The following is an 18,472-nucleotide window of genomic DNA, read 5'->3' as shown; positions in this document are numbered from 1 at the left end:
GCCGTCACGCCATGGATGGCGGCGCTCAGCGCAGGATGCCCGCCTCGCGCAGCCGCGCCGCGCCTTCCTCGTCGAACCAGGCAAAGTCGAAATACCACGGGCTGCTGATGGTGTTCGACAGGTAGGGCGGCAGATCGTCGGGATAATCATACTGGTCGTAATAGGCCAGCCTGATATCTCCGCTATACCAGTTCGGCACCCAGGGCCGGATCGCGCGCAGCACCCGGTCGAGCGCGCGGGTGGCGGTGGTCATCTCGTCCTCGGTCTCGGCTGCGACCGCCGCGCCGATCAGGCTGTCCACCGCCGGGTTCGAGATCCCGGCGGCGTTGAAGACGTCATCCACCCCCTGCGAGCCAAAGATCTGATACAGCCCGTCACTCGCGATCAGCCCTGTCAGCGCATGGGTCACCATGATATCGTAATCGAATTCGTAACGCCGGTTCTCGTATTCGCTGCCATCCACCTTGGCCATGGTCGCGTCCACGCCGAGCGCGCGAAGATTTTCGATGAACGGGTTGATAATGCGATCGAATGTCTGAGAATCGTTCAGGAATTCGACGCTTAGCACCTCGCCATCCGCGTTGCGCCTCATGCCATCGCTGCCGGCCTGCCATCCCGCCTCATCCAGCAGACGCGCGGCGGCGCGCAGATTGCCGCGATCAAGCTGGCGTGCGCCGCTTTCGGGCGCCGTGACGACCTCGTCGGTCAGCACCCCGTCCGGCAAATCCGCCGCCAGCGGTTCCAGCAAGGCAAGCTCTGCCTCGCCCGGTTTACCTGTTGCCTCCAGATCACTGTTTTCCCAGAAGGAATCCGTTCTGGTGTATTGGTCATAGAACAGCGTCGCATTCGACCATTCGAAGTTGAACATCAGCCCGAGCGCTTCTCGGACGCGCACATCCTGGAACTTCTCGCGCCGCATATTGATAAAGAAACCCTGCGCCGCGGCCTTGTCACCATTGGGGACGGCGGTCTTGACGACATAGCCGTTCTCGATGGCCGGGAAATCATAGCCCGTCGCCCATTGGCTGGCCGAGCTTTCCTGCCGGAAACTGTATTCGCCCGCCTTGAAACCTTCGAAAGCCGCCTCGTTATCGCCGAAATATTCGATGCGGATCGTGTCGAAATTATGCCGCCCGCGATTGATCGGCAGATCCCGGCCCCAGTAATCCGGATTGCGCTTCCAGATCGATTGCCGCCCCATATCTGCGCTGCCGAACATATAGGGCCCCGAACCGATATAGGGCGTCGCGGTGCTGTCGCTCAGCGTCCGGCCGTTTTCCTCGAAATCCTTCTTGGAGAACACAGGCAGCCCGCCCGCCGTCTGCACCACGTCGCGGCGCGGATAACCCTCGACGAAATCGAAACGGATCCGGCGCTCGTCGAGGATCTCGGCCCCGGCGATGGATTGCGCAATCACCCGGCGGAACGAGGACAGCCCGTCATCGCGCAGAGCCTCATAGGTAAAAAGCACATCTTCCGCGGTCACCGGGGTGCCATCCGAGAAGCTGGCCTCGTCGCGCAGATTGAAGATCGCCCAGTCGCGGCTCTCGGGATATTCGACCGTCTCGCAGAGCAGGCAATAGGCAGAGCCGACCTCGTCCATCGTGCCGGTCATCAGCGATTCATGCATCACCGTCGACAGCGCGTCGCTGCGTCCCTTGACCGTATAGGGGTTGAAGCTGTCAAAGCTGGCCGCCAGCGCGATCGAGATCTCTCCGCCCTTGGGCGCGTCGGGATTCACATAGCCGAGATGCTCGAAATCTTCGGGCAGCGCCGGGGGGCCGAACACGCCGATGCCATGCGCGACGGTGACGTTTTCCCCTTCACCTGCCTCGGGTGGCGCTGCCGTGGGCTGCGCCTCGCCGGCACCGGCCTCGGCCTCGGGCGGCGCTTCGGCGCCGTCACTCTCCTGAGCAGAGAGCGGCGCGGCGATCAGCGAAAGCGGCAGGATCAGGGCGGCGAGGCGAGCATATCCGGGCATGGCATTCCTGTGCGTTGTCCTGCCCGTCACGCTACGCCGCCCGCCGCATTCGGATCAATCCGCGATTTCGTGAACGACCCGGCTTCGCCGCCGCGCGCAACGAAAAACGCCCGGCCAGAGGGACCGGGCGTCGCGTTGCACCGCTCGAGACGAGAATTACGGCTGCTCTTGAAGATAGGCGATCAGATTGGCGCGGTCTTCCGCCTCGGGCAGGCCGGCGAAAGTCATCTTGGTGCCGGACACCACGCCGCGCGGGTCGGCCAGGAACACCTGCATCGCCTCGGGCGTCCATTCCGGCGCCTCGTCGGCATGGGCGACCATGGGATCGGAATAGGCAAAACCGCTGACGCTGGCCACCGCACGGCCCATCACGCCGTTCAGATGCGGCCCGATCCCGTCCGAGCCATCCAGCTTGTGGCAGGACCGGCACTTGCCAAAGACGCGCTCACCCGCGGCAGGATCGGCAGCGGCCATCAGCGCCTCGAAATCGATCTCTTCCTCGGCCTCGGCCTCGCCGCCGCCGGCATTCTCGACGGGGATCGAATAGGCCTGCGCGACCTCCTCGCCCTCACCATGATCCGCGCCGCCGGGCGGGCCGACATGATACAGCCCGGTGGCCGCCCAGAACAGCAGCAGCAGCGCCAGCAAGGATCCAATCAGCGCGCCGGCCGCCTTGGTGATGGTCATGGTGTCGAACATTTGCCGTCCCCGCTAGGTAGTGTTCAAATTTCACGCCGTATCTATCCGCTTTCTTTCAGCCTGTTCAAGGTATAGTTGGCCGTCAATCGCCGATCTGCGGCAAGGAAAACGAAAGATGACCGACGCAAGCAACCTTATCGCCTTTCAGGGCGAGCCCGGCGCCTATAGCCATCAGGCCTGCCGCGATGCCCGCCCCGAGCTGGAGGCGCTGCCTTGCCGCACCTTCGAGGACGTGATCGAGGCGGTGCGCTCGGGTCAGGCCGAGCTGGCCATGCTGCCGGTCGAAAACTCTACCTATGGGCGCGTGGCGGATATCCATCACCTGCTGCCCGAATCCGGCCTTCACATCATCGACGAAGCCTTTGTGCGCGTTCATATCAGCCTGCTGGCCAAACCCGGCGTCAGGCTGGAGGACGTCTCCGAGGCGATGAGCCACACCGTGCTGCTCGGCCAATGCCGCGATTTCCTGCGCCGCCACGATATACGCGGGCGGATCGGCGCCGACACCGCCGGATCGGCGAAAATCGTCTCGGAAGGCGCAGAGCGTCATATTGCCGCACTGGCCGCGCCGCTCGCGGGCGAGATCTACGGGCTGAACCGCCTCGCCGACCAGATCGAGGACCGCCAGAACAACACCACCCGGTTTCTCATCATGGCGCGTGAGCCCGATCACGCCCGCCGCCCGAACCGTGCGGGCGAGGAGGGCATGCTGACCAGCTTCGTCTTCCGCGTCCGCAACATTCCCGCCGCGCTTTACAAGGCGATGGGTGGCTTTGCGACGAACGGGGTGAACATGACCAAGCTGGAAAGCTACATGGTCGACGGGGTGTTCACCGCGACGCAGTTCTATGCCGATATCGAAGGCCATCCCGAGGACGCCAATGTCCGCCGCGCCCTGGACGAGCTGCGCTATTTCACCTCGATGCTGAATGTGCTTGGCGTCTATCCCGCCGATCCGCTGCGCGCCGAACAGCTGCGCAATCGCCGGGGCTGATCCGCTGCGCGGTGAGGTGACAGGCGCCGCGCTGCCCGAATTCCGCAGCGAGCGGCTTTGGCTGCGTCCCCGGACCCTGCGCGATTACGATGCCTGTCTGGCGATGGATCGCGACCCCGAGGTGACGCGCCATATTCCCGGCCCTTGGGCCGATCCAGAGCTGCACGTCGCCTTCCTCCGCACGCGGATCACGTCCGATTACGGGCCGGGGCTGGGCTATTGGTCGGTCTTTGCGCGCAGCGCGCCGGATCGATTTCTCGGTTGGGTGCTGCTGATCCCCGAGGATGCGAAAGGCCCCGATATCGAGATCGGCTGGCGCTTCATCCGCGCCGCATGGGGGCGTGGCTATGCCAGAGAAGCGGCGCGTCTGGTGCTGGATCACGGGCTGGGCGATCTTGCCCTGCCCCGAATCGTGGCCGGGATCGCGGCGGCGAATCACGCCTCGATCCGTGTTGCTGAAAAGATCGGAATGCGGCCCCTCGCGCCCCGGAACGCAGTTGCCGCGACCGCGGCGACGACCGCCGCAACACCCCGCTCAGGCGCTTCGATGCGGAAACAACGGGTCAGCCTTCGTCCGGACATCGCAGCCGGGCCCAGAGCCGCCGCCGACCCAGACCTGTCGCGTCTCGGGCAGAGCGGCGCTGCCCTGCATTCATCCGTTATCCGCTTTGTCGCCACCGCGCGCTGAAACCCGACACTTTGTGGAAGGCGCTCTTCAGCCCACCGCATTGTCAACGAAAGAGCGGACCTTCTCGGCGAATTTGCGGTCGATCTGCGCCTTGCCCAGCTTGGCGGTCTGCAAGGCCAGCCGCGCCCGCATGTGACGCGGCTTTACCTCAAGCTCGAAGATCAGCCGCGATTTCTGCCGTGAAGGCGCCACCACGCTCATGTCGATGCGAAGATCGAATGGAGCAGACTGGCCCGAAAGCGCCAGATGCTCAGGCCGGTCGAACTGAACCAGAACCAACCGCAGCTCGCGGCGCTGGCCGCGCCAGTCGAAGGCCAGATCCCAGGCCCGCGCGCCCTCGGCGGCGTTGTTGACCCGTGTCACCGACAGCCCCCGCCGCATCAGAATCCGCTCGATCCGGTCGAAATCCGAAACTGCTTCGAACAGCCGTTCTGCCGTGATTTCCTTATCGGTTCGCGTAGAGAACTTCATGATCGCAAATGGTTATCCGTCATAATACAGTCGTTAGAGAACCGGAGCGAACGCCGCAAGGTTCCTGAAGATCGATTTTTCCACCCCCATACAATCAAGGGTTGTATTATAAGCGACAGTTCGCCTACGCTGAATGCGTCATGCAGATCCACCCTGCGGCAGTAACGGACCATTGCGCAATGCCCGACGGAGCCAGCACGCCGGAAATCGCCCCCGCGCATCGGGGCGACACGGTGGTTTCGCTGCGCATCCTGGCCACCACCGACCTCCATATGCGGCTCGGGGATGAGCCGGGGACGGGTGGGTTGGCGCGGCTCGCCCCGCTGATCGCGGCAGAGCGGGAGACGGCATCCAATCTGCTGCTTTTCGACAATGGCGATCTGATCGAGGGAACGCCGCTGGCCGACGAGCTGGCGCGCGGCGGGCTCGGGCGCTGCGATCTGCATCCGGCGATCGCTGCGCTGAACCGGCTCGGCTTCGATGCGGCGACGCTTGGCAATCACGATTTCTCGCATGGGGTGCCGTTTTTGCGCCGGGTGCTGCGCGACGCGGAATACCCGGTGACGCTGGCCAATGCCGGGCTGATCGACGGCCCGGCACTGTGGCAGGAGACGGTGCTGCTCGACCGTGAAATGCACGACAACGAGGGCCGCATCCAGCCGGTCAGGGTCGGGGTGTTCGGCGTGCTGCCGCCTCAGACCGTCGACTGGGAGGCGGGGCTGTCGCAATTCCTGCGCACCGATGACGTCGTGGATGCCGCGCGGCGCGCCGTGTCCAGCCTGCGTGCGCAGGGGGCGGATGTCATCGTGGCGCTCAGCCATGGCGGGCATGGCAGCGGCAATGGCTATCGCGCCGAGAACGCCGCCGGTGCGATCGCCGAACTGCCCGGCATCGACGCGGTGATCGCGGGTCATACGCATGAGGTGATGGTCCGCGCCGCGACCGGAGGTGCCGCGCCGATCATCAAGGCCGGGTTCGGCGGTTCTCATCTGGCGGCGGTCACGCTGCGCCTTTCGGGGCGGGCCGGATCCTGGCGGGTCGACTGCGACCGCGCCGAGGTGCTGAAGGCCGCGGACACCCCCTGCCCGGCCTTTCCGCATAGCGCCATCATGCTGCGGGCGGATGCCGAGGCAAGGCTGAACGCGCCGATCGGCGAAATCTCGGCGCCGCTGTCCAGCCATTACGCCCTGCTCGGCGCGGATCCGGGGCTGCGGCTCATCGAGGCGGCGCTGCGCGCGCATATCGACGAGGCGATGCCGCAGCGCGGGATGCCGCTGCTTACCGCATTCGCGCCGTTCCGCACCGGCGGGCGCGGCGGACCGGACCACTTCGTCTCGATCCCCGCCGGGCCGGTGCGGCGGGCAGATCTGTCGGTGCTGTATCCATTCACGAATCACCTCGCCGCGATCAGGCTCTCCGGGGCAGAGATCCGCGAATGGCTGGAGCGGGCGGCCTCTCTGTTCCGCCATCTTCCCGGCGAAGCGACCGCCGACGCGACAGGACCGCAAGGGGCGCAACCGGCCGGACCGCTGATCGACCGCGACCTTCCCGGCTTCCAGTTCGACATCATCGCAGGGCTGGATTACCAGATCGACCTCGGCGCGCCCCCTTCTTTCGACGTCACCGGGCAGCATCGCGGCGGGCCGGGCCGGATCCGCAATCTGCGCCATGCCGGACGCGCGATGGGCGATCATGACCTGTTCCTGCTGGCCACCAACAGCTACCGGATGAGCGGCTGGCCGCTTTATGCGCCGCTGACCTCGGGGCGGCGCTGCGTCTTGCCCCCGGAGGCGCGAATTCGCGTCCGCGACATCGTGGCGCGGCATCTGACCGGTGCCACGATCCGCCGCCCCGGCACGGCGCAATTTTTTACACTGACGGCCCCGCCCGGCACCCGCGTCTGGTTCGACACCGCGCCAGAGGCGATCCCCGCGGACTGCCCCGTGCCGGTGTTGGAGGTCGCGCGAAGCGATTCCGGCTTCCAGCGTCTGACGCTGGGGTTCTAAGCCGCGATCCGGCACCGTGCCCGTCCTCTGACCCCGGTCCACCGCCCGGTTTCGCCGGCATGCCCGACCTCGGCCGGCCGTATCGCACTGCTCTGGCATCTTTCCCAACCCCTTCCCACGGCCCCGCACCCTGGCAAGGGGTTGCATCGCCGCGCCATGCCCCCTATCTAGCCGGTGAGAGGTTGGCGCGGGCGAACGCTTCGCCAACCCGGTCAGGTCCGGAAGGAAGCAGCCGCAACGAATTCCGTTCGGGTCGCTGTCCAGCCTCTCACCTTTCCCGCACATCGCCATTGCAACTCCCCTGAGCAGGCCCAGTGTCGTCGCGTCGCCCGTGCTTCATCCATCCCTCCATCATGACCCGAGCAATAATGTTCTTGTATTGTTCAGAACAACTCCCGGCAAGAAAGCGATCGTTCCAATTCGATCTATCCCGCCGATCCCTGCCCCATATCCGCACGCGCCGGAACGGTTGTGGCCTGCTCTGACTGTGGCTAAGAAGGCTTAACCAAAGAGGCAGAATGACCGAGAGCGACACGAGCTACGAGGTGCTGGCGCGGAAATACCGGCCCGAGACCTTCTCCGACCTGGTCGGGCAGGATGCGATGGTGCGCACGCTGAAAAACGCCTTCGCCGCCGACCGCATCGCGCAGGCCTTCATCATGACCGGCATTCGCGGAACCGGGAAAACCACCACCGCGCGGATCATCGCCAAGGGGCTGAACTGCATCGGTCCCGATGGCGAAGGCGGGCCGACCACCGAGCCCTGCGGGCAATGCGAACATTGCGTGGCGATTTCCGAGGGGCGTCATGTCGATGTGCTGGAGATGGACGCCGCAAGCCGCACCGGCGTCGGCGATATCCGCGAGATCATTGAAAGCGTGCATTACCGGGCCGCCTCGGCGCGCTACAAGATCTATATCATCGACGAGGTGCACATGCTCTCGACCAGTGCGTTCAACGCGCTGCTCAAGACGCTGGAGGAACCGCCGCCGCATGTGAAATTCATCTTCGCCACGACCGAGATCCGCAAGGTTCCCGTCACCGTGCTGTCGCGCTGCCAGCGTTTCGATCTGCGCCGGATCGAGCCCGAGGTGATGATCGATCTTCTGCGCCGGATTGCAGAGGCCGAATCCGCGCAGATCACCGATGACGCTCTGGCGCTCATCACCCGTGCGGCCGAAGGCTCGGCGCGGGATGCGACCTCGCTTCTCGATCAGGCGATCAGCCACGGTGCGGGCGAGACGACGGCGGACCAGGTGCGCGCCATGTTGGGCCTCGCCGATCGCGGGCGGGTCATCGACCTGTTCGAGATGGTTCTTCGCGGCGATGCGGCGCAGGCTCTGGCCGAGTTGCAGGCGCAATATGCCGATGGGGCCGATCCGGTCGCCGTGCTGCGCGATCTGGCCGAAATTACCCATTGGCTGTCGGTCATCAAGATCACGCCGGACGCGCTCGACGATCCGACGATTTCGCCGGATGAGCGCAATCGCGGCGTGGCGCTGGCCGAACAGGTGCCGATGCGCGCGCTGACCCGGCTGTGGCAGATGCTGCTGAAAGCGCTGGACGAGGTCTCTGCCGCGCCGAATGCGATGATGGCCGCCGAGATGGCGGTGATCCGGCTGACCCATGTCGCCGATCTGCCCGATCCCGAAGCGCTGATCCGCAAGATCCAGTCGGCGCAGGCCGCCGGAGAGCTGAGCCGGCCCGGCCCGAATGGTGCATCCGGCGGCGGTGCGACGGCGCGGCTTGGTGCGGGCGGCACCCCTGCCCCCGCCACGGCCCCTGCCATGGCGCAAGCCTCCCAAGCCCATGCCGGGCAGCCGGCGCAGGGCGGATTTTCCAGCCGCAGCGGCGGACATATGCAGGCCCGTGTTCCGGCACTGGCGGAGGCGCCCGAATCGCTCGTCGCGTCCTATCCCGATTTCGACAGCGTGCTGGCGCTGATCCGGCGGATGCGGGACATGCCGCTGTTGATTATGGTGGAAAACCATCTCCGCCTGGCGCGCTACAGCCCGGGCCGGATCGAGTTCCAGCCCACCGAAGACGCGCCGCGCGACATGGCGGCGCGGCTGGCCGAGCGGCTGCGCGGCTGGACGGAAGGGCAGCGCTGGGCCGTGACCGTGGTGAACGAGGGCGGCGGGCCGACCGTGGCCGAGACCCGCGCCGAAGCACAGGCCGAGGCCCTTGCCCGCGCCGAGGCGCATCCGGTCGTGCAGTCCGCGCTGAAGGCCTTTCCCGGCGCGAAGCTGATCGCGGCGCGCAAGGTCGCGCCGCCGGAAACTGACGAGACAGACGTCCCCGCGGAGCGGCCGGGCGCCATGCATGATGACGGAACCGTCCCGGTCGCCGAGGCCGAGGAGTGGGACCCTTTCGAGGACGAGGAGTAGACGATGTTTAAAGGAATGGGCGGTTTTGGCGATATGGCCAAGATGATGGCCGCGGCGAAGGATATGCAGTCCAAGATGGCCGAGATCCAGGAGGGGCTGGAAAAGATGACGGTGACCGGCGAATCCGGCGCCGGGCTGGTCAAGGCCACCGCCACCGCCAAGGGCGAGCTGACGGGGCTGGAGATCGACCCCTCGATCTTCGTGGCCTCGGAAAAAGAGGTGGTCGAGGATCTGATCCTGGCCGCGATCAAGGATGCGCAGCGCCGCGCCCATGAAAAGGCGCAGTCCGAAATGGGCCGGATCACGCAGGAACTGGGGCTTCCCGCGGATATGAAGCTGCCGTTCTAAGCCGGTCCCGCGCGCATGGCCGAGGGCGGCGAGGATATTCAGGCGCTGATCGCGGCGATGGCGCGGCTGCCCGGTCTGGGGCCGCGATCGGCGCGGCGCATCGTGCTGTCGCTGATCGGTCGGCGGCCCGGCCAGATGGCGCAGCTCGCCTCGCTGATGTCGCGCGTGGCCGACACCGCCCGGCCCTGCACGCGCTGCGGCAATATCTCGGAATCCGACATCTGCCCGATCTGCGCCGATCCCGCGCGCCAGACCGGAGAGCTCTGCGTGGTCGAACATGTCGCCGATCTCTGGGCGCTGGAACGCGGCCGTGCCTTTCGCGGACGCTATCACGTGCTCGGCGGCACGCTGTCGGCGCTGGACGACGTCACGCCCGAGGATCTGGGCATCCCGCGCCTGCTGGACCGGATCGCGCCCGAGGAGATCACCGAGATCATCCTCGCGCTGAACGCCACGGTCGAGGGCCAGACCACCGCGCATTACATCGCCGACGCCCTGCCCGACGGGCTGAGCGTCACCGGGCTGGCCCAGGGCGTGCCGATCGGGGGCGAGCTGGATTATCTCGACGACGGCACCATCACCGCAGCCTTGCGGGCGCGCCGCCGCTTCTAGCCGGCGCGCTGCAACCGCAAGCCGGGGCGGTCTCGCAGCCAGGCGCCGGATCAACGCGGCCCCGACACGCCGCGACACAGAGCCGTTCTGGCACAGCCTCAGAACAATTGCCGCGACATCATGTCGGCGAGCTCGGCCCCGACCGAAACGCAGGCCTCGCTCGCATTGTGGCAGCGGACCAGCCAGAGCGGTAAGGCCCATTCCTCGCGCGCCGGCAGAATCTCGACCAGTTCCGCCGACCAGCACAGGCTGGATATCGGCAGAAATCCGGCGCAGCGGCCGGACTTGATCGCCTGCCGCAAAAGGGTTTCGTCATCGGTGCGGAACACGATATTCGGGGTCGGCACCACCTCGTGCAGCCATCGCGACCAGGGCGTCCCCGCATCGCTGAAATCATTGCTTGCAAAGACATGCTGCGCCAGATCGGCGGGGCTGGACGGCTTGCCCCGCTGCGCGATATATTCCGGCGCCGCAACCAGGGCGAGCCCGATCCGGCCCAGCCAGGACACCTCCATCTCCTGGGTCGAGGGTTCGACGCCGGCGCGTACCCCGATCGTGCAACCATCCGAGAGATCCGCCATATCCAGCGTGCTGCGATAGGTGATCTGAATATCAGGCATGGTGTGGCTGATATGCATGACCGCGGGCACAACCATATCGCCCATCATCGGCACCGCGTTGATCGTGACCTGTTTCAGCATCGGCAGCCCATTCCTCGGCATCGGCGAATCGTGGGGCAGCTTACGCCGCCAAGGCTCAACATCGCGTTAATACCCGGCCTTGCTTGACTTTCGCAGCCGCGCCCCGTATCTGACGGCTCAATTCCCGGAAGGTCTGCCCTTCCGGTCCCCGACCTTGCGCGGGGATCGCCCCCCGTCAGCGCGTTGCGCCCACGGGGGCGTTCGTGCATTTCGCACCCGCGCAGCCCTGCCATGGACCTCAGGAGGCCCGCATGTTCGAGAATCTTTCCGACCGTCTTGGCGGCGTCTTCGACCGGCTGACCAAGCAGGGTGCCCTGACCGAGGATGACGTCACCGCCGCCATGCGCGAGGTCCGCACCGCGCTTCTGGAAGCCGATGTCTCGCTGCCCGTCGCCCGCAGCTTTGTCAAAGCGGTGACCGGCAAGGCCACGGGCGCTGCGGTCACGAAATCGGTGACACCGGGCCAGCGGGTCGTGAAGATCGTCCATGACGAGCTGATCAAGACCCTTCAGGGCGAGGGCGAACCCGACGCGTTGCGCATCGACAACCCGCCCGCGCCGATCCTGATGGTCGGGCTTCAGGGCTCGGGCAAGACCACCACCACCGCCAAGCTGGCCAAGAGGCTGAAGGATCGCGAGAAGAAGAAGGTGCTGATGGCCTCGCTGGACACGAACCGTCCCGCGGCGATGGAACAGCTGGCCATTCTCGGCACCCAGATCGGCGTGGACACGCTGCCCATCGTCAAGGGCGAAAGCGCCGTCCAGATCGCAAGACGCGCGAAGCAGCAGGCCACGCTTGGCGGCTATGACGTCTATATGCTGGATACGGCGGGCCGCCTGCATATCGACGAAGTGCTGATGGACGAGGTGCAGGCCGTCCGCGACGTCGCCAACCCGCGCGAAACGCTGCTGGTCGTCGATGGCCTGACCGGTCAGGACGCGGTGAATGTCGCCACCGAATTCGACGGCAAGGTCGGGATTTCCGGCGTCGTGCTGACCCGGATGGATGGCGACGGGCGCGGCGGTGCAGCACTGTCCATGCGTGCCGTCACCGGCAAGCCTATCCGCTTCGTCGGCCTGGGCGAGAAGATGGACGCGCTCGAATCCTTCGACGCGCAGCGTGTCGCCGGCCGCATCCTCGGCATGGGCGACATCGTGGCGCTTGTCGAGAAGGCCCAGGAAGTGCTCGAGGTCGAACAGGCCGAGCGCATGATGAAGCGCTTCCAGAAGGGCATGTTCAACATGAACGACCTTCGCAGCCAACTTGAGCAGATGCAGAAGATGGGCGGCATGGGCTCGATCATGCAGATGATGCCGGGCATGCAGAAAATGGCCAAACAGGCGGAAGAGGCCGGCATGGACGACAGGATGATCCGCCGCCAGATCGCCCTGATCAACTCCATGACCAAGAAGGAACGCGCCAACCCTGCCCTGCTTCAGGCCTCCCGCAAGAAACGCATCGCGGCGGGCGCCGGGATGGAGGTATCGGAACTCAACAAGCTTCTGAAAATGCAGCGCCAGATGGCCGACACGATGAAGAAGCTCGGCAAGATGAAGGGCGGCATGCTGAAACAGGCCATGCGCGCCATGACCGGCAAGGGCGGCGGACTGCCCGACATGGAAAATGTTGATCCGACGAAAATGGCCGAGGCGACCAAGATGCTGCAGGACCCCAAGGGGCTTGGCGGCCAGCTGGGCGGTGCGGGCCTGCCGGGCGGGCTTTCGGGGCTGTTCGGGAAGAAGTAACCCATGTCACGCGACACCGCCATAATCAGGATCGACGCGCCGGTTCTCGAAACCGAGCGGCTGATTCTGCGCGCACCTGCTGCCGCCGACTGGCCCTATTGGCGCGACTTCACGCTGACCGACCGCGCCCGCTTCATCGGCGGCGGGAGCGATAAGACCGAGGCTGCCATGTGGCGCGGCTTCGGCCATGTGATCGGCCATTGGGTTCTGCGCGGCTATGGCATGTTCGTTTTCAGCGCCAAGGACAGCGCCATCCCGATCGGCATGGCGGGCATGTGGTTCCCTGCCGGCTGGCCCGAGCATGAGATCGGCTGGACGATCTGGACCCCGGATGCCGAGGGCAAGGGCTACGCCTTTGAAGCCGCATCCGCCGCGCGCGACTTCTCGCGCAAGATTCATGGCTGGACCGATATCGTCAGCTATATCGACCCGCAGAACCACCGCTCTATCGCGCTGGCAAAACGCCTCGGCGCGACTCATGACCCGGCGGCCGCCGGTCCCGACACCGAAGACCCGGTCATGGTGTTCCGTCACCCGGCAGGTGCCGCATGATCCGCGCCTTCATCCTGACCGAAATATCCCGGGGGTCCGGGGGCAGCGCCCCCGGCCTGCGCGCCGGCAAGCGCGCCTGCGCCACCACTGCCGGTGTATATGCGGTGCACAGCCTGTCGGCGTGCGGTATACGCGCCGCACAGAAGCTTCGGAGGCTCGCATGACCGATCCCGTCACCCGCGCCGCAGCCCTTCTGGCCGAACATCGCGACAGCATCGACCGGCTCGACGCGATCCTTGTCTATACGCTGGCCGAGAGGTTCAAGCGCACCCAGGCTGTCGGCAAGCTCAAAGCCGAACACGACCTTCCGCCGTCCGATCCCTCGCGCGAAGCTGCGCAGATCGAGCGGCTGGAACGCCTCGCGCGCGAGGCCGATCTCGACCCGGAATTCGCGCGCAAATTCCTCAATTTCGTGATCGCGGAGGTCATCCGACATCACGAAACCTTCCAATCGTGACGCTTCAAGTCTGCGTCTCAAACCCGCCATTCCAAAGGAGAAAACGCAATGGCCATGAAAATTCGTCTCGCCCGTGGTGGCTCGAAAAAGCGCCCCCATTACGCGATCGTCGCAACCGATTCTCGCATGCCGCGCGATGGCCGCTTCATTGAGAAGCTGGGCACCTATAACCCGCTTCTGCCGAAGGACAGCGAGCAGCGCGTCCAGATGAACATGGAGCGTGTGGAATACTGGCTCGGCCAGGGCGCACAGCCCACCGACCGCATCGCCCGCTTCCTCGAAGCCGCAGGCGTCCGCGAAAAGGCCGAGCGCAAGAACATGAAGAAGGCCCAGCCCGGCAAGAAGGCTCAGGACCGCATCAAGGAGCGCGAGGACAAGGCCGCCGCCGCCAAGGAAGCCGAAGAGGAAGCCAAGCGCGCCGCGGAAGAGGCTAAGAACGCTCCGGCGGAGGAAGCCCCCGCCGATGACGCTCCGGCCGAGGAAACCGCGTCGGAATAAGCCAGTGCCGGCCCGTCCTCTTTGCGGGCCGCTGCGCTATCGGGGGTGCCGTGCCCATGCGCGGCACCTCCGGATTGCGACCGCTTGTGCAAGGGGGCCAGAGCGATGACCGACAGGATCTGCGTAGGCGCCATCGCAGGCGCATTCGGCGTCAAGGGCGAGGCGCGGCTGAAAAGCTTCACCGCCACGCCCGAGGACATCGCCGCTTACGGTCCCCTGACCACCGAGGACGGCGCGCGCAGCTTTACCGTGACCCTGACCCGGCCGGTCACCGGCGGGCTCGGGGCGCGGCTGTCCGGCGTCTCGACCCGCGAACATGCCGAGGCGCTGAAAGGCACCACACTCTGGGCCGCGCGCGACGCCCTGCCCTCGCTGCCCGACGATGAATTCTACCATGCCGATCTGATCGGGCTGGAGGTTTACGACCCCGGCGGCAAGCTGCTGGGCCGGGTCCGCGCGATCTACGATCACGGCGCGGGCGATATTCTGGAAATCTCGGGGCCGCAGCCGCTTCTGCTGCCCTTCACCCGCGAGATCGTCCCGACCGTGGATCTGAGCGCGGGGCGCATCATTGCCGATCCGCCCGGCTCGGACGAATGACCGCGCCGCCGAAATCCCACGGCAGGCTGTCCGCGCGGGGCAGCCGCAAGCCGCGCGACCTGATGGCCGAGCCGCAGGTGGCGGGCGCGTGGACGGCGAATGTGATCACGCTGTTCCCTGAAGCGTTTCCCGGCGTGCTGGGCCTGTCGCTGACCGGGCGGGCGCTGCATGAGGGGCTGTGGAACCTGCGCAGCATCCCGCTGCGCGCGCATGGCGTCGGCAAGCATCTCAATGTCGATGACACGCCGGCGGGCGGCGGGGCGGGGATGGTGATCCGGCCCGATGTGATGGACGCGGCTTTGCGCGAAGCCGGGGACCGGCTGCCGGTGATGTATCTTTCACCCCGCGGCAGGCCGCTGACCCAGCACCGCGCCCGCGCTCTGGCCGCGGGCCCCGGCGTCACGCTGATCTGCGGCCGTTTCGAGGGCGTGGACCAGCGTGTACTGGACGCGCATGGTGTCGAGGAGATCTCGATCGGGGATTATGTCCTCACCGGTGGGGAACTCGCCGCTCAGGTCTTGATCGATGCGACGGTTCGGCTTATACCGCGCGTCGTCGGGAATCAGGCATCGCTGGCTGAAGAGTCCTTTTCGGACGGTTTGCTTGAACACCCGCAATATACTCGCCCCGCCGAGTGGGAAGGCCGCAGGATCCCGGATGTCATCATGTCCGGAAATCACGCGGCCATTGCTGCTTGGCGGCGAGACGAGGCCGAAAGGCTGACAAAGCAACGCCGCCCCGACCTGTGGCGGGCATATCGGGACCGGATCACCGGCACCGATCATGACCCGGCAAAGGACGCACAGCTCTCGGGCGCATCACACCAAGCGGGGAACGAACCCGCGCAAGACAAGGATGAACCGCGATGAACCTGATCGCACAGCTCGAAGCCGAGCAGATTGCCGAACTCGGCAAAGACATTCCGGATTTCAAGGCCGGCGACACGATCCGCGTCGGCTACAAGGTGACCGAGGGCACCCGGACCCGTGTGCAGAACTATGAAGGCGTCTGCATCTCCCGCAAGGGCGGCAACGGCATCGGTGCCAGCTTCACGGTCCGCAAGATTTCCTTCGGCGAAGGCGTGGAGCGTGTGTTCCCGCTCTATTCGACCAATATCGACGCGATCACCGTGGTCCGCCGCGGCAAGGTCCGCCGCGCCAAGCTGTATTACCTGCGCTCGCGCCGCGGCAAGTCGGCCCGTATCGCCGAGAAGACCAACTACCGCGCGCCGAAAAGCGCCGAAGCAAACGCGTAAGGAGCCGGCACGATGAAACAAGGCATTCACCCCGACTATCACATGATCGACGTCAAGATGACCGACGGCACCACCTATCAGGTCCGTTCGACCTGGGGCGCCGAGGGCGACACGATGACGCTGGATATCGACCCGACCTCGCACCCGGCATGGACCGGCGGCTCGGCCCGGCTGATGGATGCCGGCGGCCGCGTGTCGAAGTTCAAGAACAAATATGCCGGCCTGGGCTTCTGATTGCCCTGCCCCGTGCAAACCGGAAACGCCGTCCCGAGGGGCGGCGTTTTTCTTTGCGCATGCCAGTATGCCACAGCCGAAGCGCTGCGGCATTCTGGCAGGGCGTTAAGGCTTGAGTTCACAGAAAGCCGGTGTGAGGCTGCCCCTGACCTCTTTGCCCTTTGAACCGGAGACCTGCTCATGGCCATACGTTACGCAATCCTGGCAGCGGCGGCGCTGATCACCGCCGGCTGCGCCGCGCGCTCGCCCGAACCCGTCGAGGATACCCCGCCGCAGAATGAGATCCCGCCGCAGGTTCTGGCCATTGCCGGGCCGAACCAGGATCTCAGCACAGTCGAGTTCGAGCCCTCTGATGGCTGCTACTGGTACTATTATGCCGGCCCGGTAGAGACGACGCGCGTGCCGCTGCGCGCCGCCAACGGCAACCAGATCTGCAACGCGACCAGCGTCTGAAAATGACGAAACCGCCGGGCATCGCGCCCGGCGGTTTTCCTTCGCGCCATATGCGCCGGCTCAGCTGCGCGCGGTGACGGTACCGTCGGCGTCATAGAGATAGGCGGTCGAGCCCATCGCCACCTGCGGATAGAGCGTGATGATATGGGCCATCACCATCCGCACGCAGCCCGAGCTGGCGCGGCTGCCGATCGAACGCGGGAAGGGCGTGCCGTGGATGCGCAGATAGGTGTCGCGGTCGCCGACATAAAGATACAGCGCCCGCGAGCCGAGCGCGTTTTCCGGCCCCGGCTCCATCCCGTCTTCATATTGCGCGTAAACCTCGGGCTCGCGCTCGATCATGTTCCGGGTCGGCGTCCAATGCGGCCACTCGACCTTGCGCTTGATCGTGTAGGTGCCCGGCTCATAGAGATCGCCGCGCCCGATGGCCACGCCGTAACGCATCGCCGTGCCGCCCTCTTCGATGTGATAGAGATACCGCGCCACGGCATCGACATGGATATCCCCCGGCACCAGGCCGTAATTCGCCTGAACGCGCTGCGGCAGGAAGCGGGGATGCAGCCCCCAGGGATTCGAGGTGGCCGGATCATAGCCGGGCGGCGTGACCTGCGCGTCCCATGCTGCCTTCTCCGCTCCGGTCGGCCAGGTGCTGGCCAGAAGCGGGCTGGCGGTCATCGAGGCCGAGAACAGCGCCGTGGTGGTGCGGATGAAATGTCGTCTTGTCAGCATGGTCCCGTTTTCGTTGGATGCGGTTGTGCCCGGCTGGCGAAGCCAGATTTCGATCAGGCAGAGCTACTACCTACAGCAACTAGAGGTTCAAGCGAATTCTGGTCACGATCGGTTTATGTCGGCGCGGGCCGTCGCGAATTGTCCACAGCTTTCCTCCGCGCTTCGGCTTTTCATCGCCTCGCCCTGCCGCTAGGGTCCGCGCGGTTCAGCGCGGAGGCCAGACGTGGCGCATATCATCGTCGTCGGAAACGAGAAAGGCGGCTCGGGGAAGTCGACCACCTCGATGCATGTGGCGACGGCGCTGGCGCGGATGGGGCATCGCGTGGCGGCTCTGGATCTGGATATAAGGCAGCGCAGCTTCGGGCGCTATCTGGAGAACCGTGCCCATTTCACGCAGAAACAGGAGCTGGATCTCGCGACCCCGACGCTCGGCCGGATCGATGCGCAGTCGCCGAACGACACCGACCCGCTGTCGCGCGCGATGGAGGATCTCGACCCCGATCACGACTTCATCCTGATCGACTGCCCCGGCTCGCATACCAAGCTGGCGCAGATGGCGCATATGCTGGCCGATACGCTGATCACGCCGCTGAATGACAGCTTCATCGATTTCGATCTGCTGGCCCGCATGGCGCCGGACGGAAAGGTGCTGGGTCCGTCGATCTATGCCGAAATGGTCTGGAGCGCGCGGCAGGGCCGGCTGGCGGCCGGTGCCGGACCGATCGACTGGATCGTGCTGCGCAACCGGCTCGGCTCGCAGCAGATGCACAACAAGCGCAAGGTCGGCTCGGCGCTGAGCGAGCTGTCGAAGCGCATCGGCTTTCGCGTCGCGCCGGGTTTCGCCGAGCGGGTGATCTTCCGCGAGCTGTTCCCGCGCGGGCTGACCCTGCTCGATCTGAAGGATATCGGCACTGAAAGCCTGTCCATGTCCAACATCGCCGCGCGGCAGGAATTGCGCGAGCTGATCACGACGCTGTCCCTGCCCGGCGTGTCCGTCACCTTCTGAGCCGGTGCCTTGCGCATGTTGCGCGTGATGTGCGCCTCAGCGCGATGCGATCCGAC

At 65.7% G+C, this 18,472-nt stretch carries 21 protein-coding genes and 1 other RNA gene; 17 read left to right on the top strand and 5 right to left on the bottom strand.

The genetic code is table 11. The features are described from left to right. Window positions 1-25: 25 nt before the first annotated feature. Both PAF18_RS04735 and PAF18_RS04730 read right to left on the bottom strand, forming a co-directional pair. Complete coding sequence (locus tag PAF18_RS04735; protein ID WP_271117470.1) at window positions 26-1,981, bottom strand: extracellular solute-binding protein; 1,956 nt, start codon at window positions 1,979-1,981, stop codon at window positions 26-28. A gap of 156 nt (window positions 1,982-2,137) precedes the next feature. Then, a complete protein-coding gene (locus PAF18_RS04730) occupies window positions 2,138-2,680 on the bottom strand; it encodes a c-type cytochrome (RefSeq protein ID WP_271117469.1) in 543 nt (180 codons plus the stop codon). 115 nt (window positions 2,681-2,795) lie between these two features. Here PAF18_RS04730 and PAF18_RS04725 point away from each other — a divergent pair, with 115 nt between their 5' ends. Together PAF18_RS04725 and PAF18_RS04720 are read left to right on the top strand one after the other, a co-directional pair. Further along, complete coding sequence (locus tag PAF18_RS04725; protein WP_271117468.1) at window positions 2,796-3,674, top strand: prephenate dehydratase; 879 nt, start codon at window positions 2,796-2,798, stop codon at window positions 3,672-3,674. Further along, window positions 3,616-4,362 (top strand): GNAT family N-acetyltransferase, encoded by a 747-nt coding sequence (locus tag PAF18_RS04720; protein ID WP_271117467.1) that lies wholly within the window; start codon window positions 3,616-3,618, stop codon window positions 4,360-4,362. The genes PAF18_RS04725 and PAF18_RS04720 overlap by 59 nt, the downstream gene beginning before the upstream one ends. Window positions 4,363-4,389: 27 nt before the next feature. Here PAF18_RS04720 and PAF18_RS04715 read toward each other — a convergent pair whose 3' ends face one another. Further along, window positions 4,390-4,833 (bottom strand): hypothetical protein, encoded by a 444-nt coding sequence (locus tag PAF18_RS04715; RefSeq protein ID WP_271117466.1) that lies wholly within the window; start codon window positions 4,831-4,833, stop codon window positions 4,390-4,392. Window positions 4,834-5,012: 179 nt separating this feature from the next. On the opposite strand from PAF18_RS04715, the gene PAF18_RS04710 reads away from it, so the two are divergent. The 5 genes from PAF18_RS04710 (at window position 5,013) to recR (ending at window position 10,186) form a co-directional block, all read left to right on the top strand. After that, window positions 5,013-6,839, top strand: a complete 1,827-nt coding sequence (locus PAF18_RS04710; protein WP_271117465.1) for a 5'-nucleotidase C-terminal domain-containing protein — start codon at window positions 5,013-5,015, stop codon at window positions 6,837-6,839. 176 nt (window positions 6,840-7,015) lie between these two features. Continuing rightward, window positions 7,016-7,112, top strand: an RNA gene (ffs, locus tag PAF18_RS04705) — signal recognition particle sRNA small type. Window positions 7,113-7,357: 245 nt separating this feature from the next. Next, window positions 7,358-9,226 (top strand): DNA polymerase III subunit gamma/tau, encoded by a 1,869-nt coding sequence (locus PAF18_RS04700; RefSeq protein ID WP_271117464.1) that lies wholly within the window; start codon window positions 7,358-7,360, stop codon window positions 9,224-9,226. Window positions 9,227-9,229: 3 nt separating this feature from the next. Beyond that, window positions 9,230-9,574 carry a YbaB/EbfC family nucleoid-associated protein gene (locus tag PAF18_RS04695; protein ID WP_271117463.1) on the top strand — a complete coding sequence of 115 codons (345 nt, stop codon included), beginning with the start codon at window positions 9,230-9,232 and terminating at the stop codon, window positions 9,572-9,574. Between the two features lie 15 nt (window positions 9,575-9,589). Further along, window positions 9,590-10,186, top strand: coding sequence for a recombination mediator RecR (gene recR, locus PAF18_RS04690; RefSeq protein WP_271117462.1), 597 nt, complete (start codon window positions 9,590-9,592; stop codon window positions 10,184-10,186). Between the two features lie 98 nt (window positions 10,187-10,284). Here recR and PAF18_RS04685 read toward each other — a convergent pair whose 3' ends face one another. After that, window positions 10,285-10,887 (bottom strand): LysR substrate-binding domain-containing protein, encoded by a 603-nt coding sequence (locus PAF18_RS04685; protein WP_271117461.1) that lies wholly within the window; start codon window positions 10,885-10,887, stop codon window positions 10,285-10,287. 251 nt (window positions 10,888-11,138) lie between these two features. Here PAF18_RS04685 and ffh point away from each other — a divergent pair, with 251 nt between their 5' ends. From ffh to PAF18_RS04640, 9 genes are all read left to right on the top strand, one after another. Next, window positions 11,139-12,632: a signal recognition particle protein gene (gene ffh, locus PAF18_RS04680; RefSeq protein WP_271117460.1), complete on the top strand. Its 1,494-nt coding sequence runs from the start codon at window positions 11,139-11,141 to the stop codon at window positions 12,630-12,632. 3 nt (window positions 12,633-12,635) lie between these two features. Then, window positions 12,636-13,184, top strand: a complete 549-nt coding sequence (locus PAF18_RS04675; RefSeq protein ID WP_271117459.1) for a GNAT family N-acetyltransferase — start codon at window positions 12,636-12,638, stop codon at window positions 13,182-13,184. Window positions 13,185-13,344: 160 nt separating this feature from the next. After that, window positions 13,345-13,641 carry a chorismate mutase gene (locus PAF18_RS04670; RefSeq protein ID WP_271117458.1) on the top strand — a complete coding sequence of 99 codons (297 nt, stop codon included), beginning with the start codon at window positions 13,345-13,347 and terminating at the stop codon, window positions 13,639-13,641. Between the two features lie 48 nt (window positions 13,642-13,689). Further along, entirely contained in the window at window positions 13,690-14,139 is a 450-nt protein-coding gene (gene rpsP / locus PAF18_RS04665; RefSeq protein WP_271117457.1) for a 30S ribosomal protein S16, read from the top strand. Window positions 14,140-14,244: 105 nt separating this feature from the next. Then, a complete protein-coding gene (rimM, locus tag PAF18_RS04660) occupies window positions 14,245-14,739 on the top strand; it encodes a ribosome maturation factor RimM (RefSeq protein WP_271117456.1) in 495 nt (164 codons plus the stop codon). Beyond that, window positions 14,736-15,608 (top strand): tRNA (guanosine(37)-N1)-methyltransferase TrmD, encoded by an 873-nt coding sequence (gene trmD, locus PAF18_RS04655; RefSeq protein ID WP_271117455.1) that lies wholly within the window; start codon window positions 14,736-14,738, stop codon window positions 15,606-15,608. Before rimM ends, trmD begins: the two co-directional genes overlap by 4 nt. Next, window positions 15,605-15,994, top strand: a complete 390-nt coding sequence (gene rplS, locus PAF18_RS04650; RefSeq protein WP_271117454.1) for a 50S ribosomal protein L19 — start codon at window positions 15,605-15,607, stop codon at window positions 15,992-15,994. Before trmD ends, rplS begins: the two co-directional genes overlap by 4 nt. Window positions 15,995-16,006: 12 nt before the next feature. Beyond that, on the top strand, window positions 16,007-16,228 hold the full coding sequence (rpmE, locus tag PAF18_RS04645; protein WP_271117453.1) for a 50S ribosomal protein L31: 222 nt from the start codon (window positions 16,007-16,009) through the stop codon (window positions 16,226-16,228). 180 nt (window positions 16,229-16,408) lie between these two features. Continuing rightward, on the top strand, window positions 16,409-16,681 hold the full coding sequence (locus PAF18_RS04640; RefSeq protein WP_271117452.1) for a hypothetical protein: 273 nt from the start codon (window positions 16,409-16,411) through the stop codon (window positions 16,679-16,681). Window positions 16,682-16,741: 60 nt separating this feature from the next. On the opposite strand, the gene PAF18_RS04635 is transcribed toward PAF18_RS04640, so the two are convergent. Beyond that, on the bottom strand, window positions 16,742-17,410 hold the full coding sequence (locus PAF18_RS04635; RefSeq protein WP_271117451.1) for a L,D-transpeptidase: 669 nt from the start codon (window positions 17,408-17,410) through the stop codon (window positions 16,742-16,744). 223 nt (window positions 17,411-17,633) lie between these two features. Between PAF18_RS04635 and PAF18_RS04630 the strand changes: the two genes are divergently transcribed. Next, window positions 17,634-18,416, top strand: a complete 783-nt coding sequence (locus PAF18_RS04630; RefSeq protein ID WP_271117450.1) for a division plane positioning ATPase MipZ — start codon at window positions 17,634-17,636, stop codon at window positions 18,414-18,416. Window positions 18,417-18,472 lie beyond the last annotated feature (56 nt).

It is taken from the genome of Paracoccus sediminicola (genome assembly GCF_027912835.1).
Classification (GTDB): Bacteria; Pseudomonadota; Alphaproteobacteria; order Rhodobacterales; family Rhodobacteraceae; genus Paracoccus; species Paracoccus sediminicola.
This window is presented reverse-complemented; position numbering and strand designations above follow the sequence as displayed.